The sequence below is a fragment of the Hafnia sp. genome, assembly GCF_036648275.1.
GTDB classification, from domain to species: domain Bacteria; phylum Pseudomonadota; class Gammaproteobacteria; order Enterobacterales; family Enterobacteriaceae; genus Hafnia; species Hafnia alvei.
Genome location: NZ_JAVXIQ010000064.1, coordinates 1 through 4,529, shown reverse-complemented (window position 1 = coordinate 4,529; position 4,529 = coordinate 1). Strand labels below are relative to the sequence as shown.

General features: G+C 49.9%; 3 protein-coding genes. All 3 read left to right on the top strand.

What is annotated here, in order from left to right; genetic code table 11:
• The first annotated feature begins 34 nt into the window (after nt 1–34).
• The 3 genes from RSC70_RS20910 to RSC70_RS20900 all read left to right on the top strand — a co-directional run bounded on the left by RSC70_RS20910 (nt 35) and on the right by RSC70_RS20900 (nt 4,393).
• Nucleotides 35–955 (top strand): alpha/beta hydrolase, encoded by a 921-nt coding sequence (locus tag RSC70_RS20910; RefSeq protein ID WP_130995856.1) that lies wholly within the window; start codon nt 35–37, stop codon nt 953–955.
• 261 nt (nt 956–1,216) lie between these two features.
• On the top strand, nt 1,217–3,094 hold the full coding sequence (gene gss, locus RSC70_RS20905) for a bifunctional glutathionylspermidine amidase/synthase (RefSeq protein WP_130954543.1): 1,878 nt from the start codon (nt 1,217–1,219) through the stop codon (nt 3,092–3,094).
• A gap of 177 nt (nt 3,095–3,271) precedes the next feature.
• Nucleotides 3,272–4,393 carry a ribosomal protein uL16 3-hydroxylase gene (locus RSC70_RS20900; protein WP_039184742.1) on the top strand — a complete coding sequence of 374 codons (1,122 nt, stop codon included), beginning with the start codon at nt 3,272–3,274 and terminating at the stop codon, nt 4,391–4,393.
• Nucleotides 4,394–4,529: the final 136 nt, after the last annotated feature.

The following is a 4,529-nucleotide window of genomic DNA, read 5'->3' as shown; positions in this document are numbered from 1 at the left end:
TTTAGAAAAAATCTTCACTCAGGGAGCATAGTCAATGGCGCTTGAACCCGCAATTGCAGAGTTAGTCGCTGATTTTATTACCAAGGGACGTCCCTCATCTCGCCATCAAACCTTTGATGAACGTCGCGCCGGATATATCGCTAGCACGGTTTTAGCGGGGGAGATAGAACAGCGAGTCACCGTTGAAGATAGGGAGATGGGTGGGATTTCACTGCGCGTGTTTTCTCCTCTCAACGCTGAAGGTAAGCTGCCTGCCGTTATTTATTATCACGGTGGGTGCTTTGTCAGCGGAGGTTTTGCGACCCATGACAACCAGCTTAGGCAGTTGGCCTTTCTCAGTGGTTGTAGAGTCATTGCCGTACAATATCGTTTAGCGCCAGAGCACACTTATCCTGCCGCTCATGACGATGCGGAACGTGCAGCGGATCTTATCTGGCAATATGCCGATGAGCTGAACATTGAACGCAGTCAGATCACATTGGCAGGTGACAGCGCGGGCGGTCATCTTGCTTTGATAACCGCTCTGCGCCTGCGTGATGCCAATCGGTGGTTACCTCAGCGGCTGGTTCTGATTTATCCGATGATTGATGCAACAGCATCGTCTGAAAGTTATAAGCGCAATGGTGATGATTATGTACTCACCCGTGACACGCTGCTCAGCGGTTTTGAAGCCTATTTCCCGCAGACTGAGTTGATGCATCCAGAAGTCAGTCCGCTGTGGCGCGATGACTTTTTAGGTTTACCTCCGGTACATATTCTCACGGCCGAATACGATCCGTTATGTGATGACGGTGAAGTGTTGTTTGCGCGTATGACGGAGCAGGGCGTTAACTGTAGTGCGCAGCGTTATCTTGGTGTGATCCACGGGTTTTTCCAGCTTGGCGGTATTAGCCCGACTGCGCGCAACGCTATGCGAGATATCGCGGCGAAAATTAGCTCACCTTATCCATTATAATTTATCTCCTTGCGAACAGGCCGAGCTCGGCCTGTTCACTTTGCATCACAACAGAACCACCATCGCGTTGCCCAATTCATCTTTCCCACACCTTCAACGGTGCTATCATATTGATTCAGGTTTTGAAGGAGTCAGGCAACGTATTGATATGTTGTCCACCTGCAACGGGCTGTAAATCATGGTGATGATGGCCAGTGGTTTTAAGATGGATTTTTCCTCCAACTGTCGTCGCGACAGTGATATTCGCGTAAGGCTTCCGCTATGTGTGTAAACACGACAGAAAAACATGCCCCTTTTGGTACGCTGTTAGGCTATGCCCCTGGAGGCGTGGCGATTTACTCTTCGAATTATGAATCCCTTAACGATCTGGAACAGATGGATGATGCGTCATTCCGTCACTATCTAGATAAAGAATATATGGGTTATAAGTGGCAGTGCGTTGAGTTCGCTCGCCGCTTTCTTTATCTCAACTATGGCACGGTTTTCACCGATGTCAGAATGGCCTATGAGATCTTCTCATTGCGTTATCTGCGCCAAGTGGTGAATGACAATATTTTACCGCTACAAGCGTTCCCTAATGGCTGCGAGCGCCCGCCAGTTGCCGGTTCGTTGCTCATTTGGCAGCAGGGCGGTGAGTTTGAACACACGGGTCACGTCGCGATTATCACTCAGGTATTAGAGAACAAAATTCGTGTCGTTGAGCAGAATGTCATTCATCATCCGTTGCCCGCAGGGCAGCAGTGGACACGCGAGTTGCCGCTGACTTATCGCGATGGAAAGTACGCTATCCAAGATACCTTTGACGATACCGAGATTCTGGGCTGGATGACCCAGACCGCCGATGATCGCCATAGCTTACCGCAGCCTCAGACACCTGCACCGTATTTGGCGATCCACTGTGAACGTGTTGAAAACCACGGGCAGTTTGCTGGAACTTGGCTGAACGAGCAGGATCCATTGGAGCATACCTACGTTCAGGCCAACGGCGGACATACGCTAAATGCCGATCCCTATCGCTATTTCGCTGTTTCTCGCAGCGCCGAGCAGGAGTTGATCCACGCCACTAACGAGCTGCATTTGATGTATTTGCACGCGACCGACAAGGTGCTTAAGGATGACAATTTGTTGGCGCTGTTTGATATTCCAGAAGCGTTATGGCCGCGCCTGCGACTTTCTTGGCAGCGCCGTCGTCATCATATGATCACCGGTCGCCTCGACTTCTGCATGGACGAGCGTGGGCTAAAAGTCTATGAATATAATGCGGATTCAGCCTCATGCCATGCTGAAACCGGGCTAATTTTAGACAAGTGGGCGCAGCAGGCGGGTGAGGTGGCAGGCAGCGATCCCGGCGAGTATCTGTTGGATGCGTTAGCCAATACGTGGAAACACAGTGACGCAACACCATTCGTGCATATTCTTCAGGATCATGACGCAGAAGAGAGCTACCACGCGCAGTTTATGCAGCGCGCGTTAACGAAAGCCGGTTTTGAAAGTAAGATTTTGCATGGTTTAGACGAACTGCATTGGGCTGATTCAGGTCAATTGGTGGATGGTGAAAACCGCCCAGTGAGCTGTGTGTGGAAAACATGGGCATGGGAAACGGCTCTCGATCAATTGCGTGAAGAGAGCGAGGCCGATCACGCAGCGCTTCCGATCCGAACTGGCCATCCTAAAAATGCAGTGCGTCTGATTGACGTGTTGTTGCGTCCTGAAGTGATGGTCTTTGAGCCGTTGTGGACCGTGATCCCAAGCAATAAGGCCATTTTGCCGGTTCTGTGGTCGCTATTCCCGCATCATCGTTATCTGTTAGACGCCGATTTTGAGCTGAACGCAGAGTTGGAGCAGAGCGGCTACGCGGTGAAACCTATTGCTGGACGCTGTGGTAACAACATAGGTCTAATCAGCCATGAAGATCGGGTGCTGGATGAAACGTCCGGTAAGTTCGCTGAACAGAAAAATATCTACCAACAGCTTTGGTGTTTGCCGGAAGTTGCTGGACGCTATATTCAGCTATGTACCTTTACCGTCGGCGGCCACTACGGTGGCGTGTGCGTGCGTTCTGAAACGGGATTAGTCATCAAGAAAGAGAGTGATATCGATCCGTTGCGGATTATTGATGACAAGGACTTTATCCTCTAACGGAAGCCGCTTTTAATTCGGCGTGCTGTGTAGATTGTGCAGCACGCCGTTTTGTTTTTCACCCATCTGATTTATCCCTCGCGAATTATTCAACATTATCCTTGACCAATGACAAGGTACCCAAGCTATTAGCCTCTTTATAATCGAGCCCATTTATCTGCTCACTGGTGTGAAAGTATGGCTTATCAACTGAATCTTAATTGGCCTGAATTTTTAGAGAAATACTGGCAAAAAAAACCTGTTGTATTGAAAAACGCCTTCCCGAACTTCGTTGATCCAATCACGCCGGATGAGTTGGCAGGCTTGGCGATGGAGCCGGAAGTGGATAGCCGTTTAGTGAGCCAGAAAAACGGCGAATGGCAGGCGAGCAACGGGCCATTCGAGCACTTTGATGGTTTGGGAGAAAGCGGCTGGTCGTTGTTGGCTCAGGCGGTTAACCATTGGCATGCGCCTTCTGCAGAACTGGTGCGTCCGTTCCGCGTATTGCCGGACTGGCGTTTAGACGATCTAATGATTTCGTTCTCTGTTCCTGGCGGCGGCGTTGGGCCGCACATCGATCAGTACGACGTATTCATTATTCAAGGGATGGGCAGCCGTCGCTGGCGCGTGGGTGACAAATTACCTATGCGTCAGTTCTGCCCACACCCAGCGCTCTTGCATGTGGATCCGTTCGAGCCAATCATTGATGAAGATCTTGAACCAGGGGATATTTTGTATATTCCACCTGGATTCCCGCATGACGGCTTCACTCATGAAACGGCGTTGAACTATTCCGTTGGTTTCCGTGGGCCGAACGGCAGAGATTTAATCAGCAGCTTTGCTGACTATGCGCTGGAAAACGATCTTGGCGGTGAGCATTACAGCGATCCTGATTTGACCTGCCGTGAACATGTAGGCCGTATCGAAGATTATGAAGTCGATCGCCTGCGCGGGATGATGATCGAGATGCTCAATCAGCCTGAGGATTTCAAACAATGGCTGGGGCGTTTTGCGACTACGCCGCGTCATGAGTTGGATATCGCGCCAGCTGAACCGGCTTATGAACCTGATGAAATCCTTGATGCGTTGCTGGGCGATGAAGTCTTAACTCGCCTGAGCGGTCTACGTGTGCTGAACATTGGTGATAGTTTCTTTGTTAACAGCGAGCCAATGGACGCCGTTGAGCCTGAAGCCGCCGATGCGCTGTGCCGTTATACTACGGTAGGTAAAAAAGAGCTGGGTGATGCACTGAATAATCCCGCCTTTGTTGCTGAACTCACTGATTTAGTCAATCAGGGATACTGGTACTTTGATGAGTAAGCGCGGTTTTCATTAATCGTTGTAATGATTCTTAAAGGGATGACAATTGTTATCCCTTTTTTCTATCGGTTTGTGGCTAGTCACCGCCGTTTTCACCCATATTTGAAATGAGCGATGAATATTTTTCTTATGAATC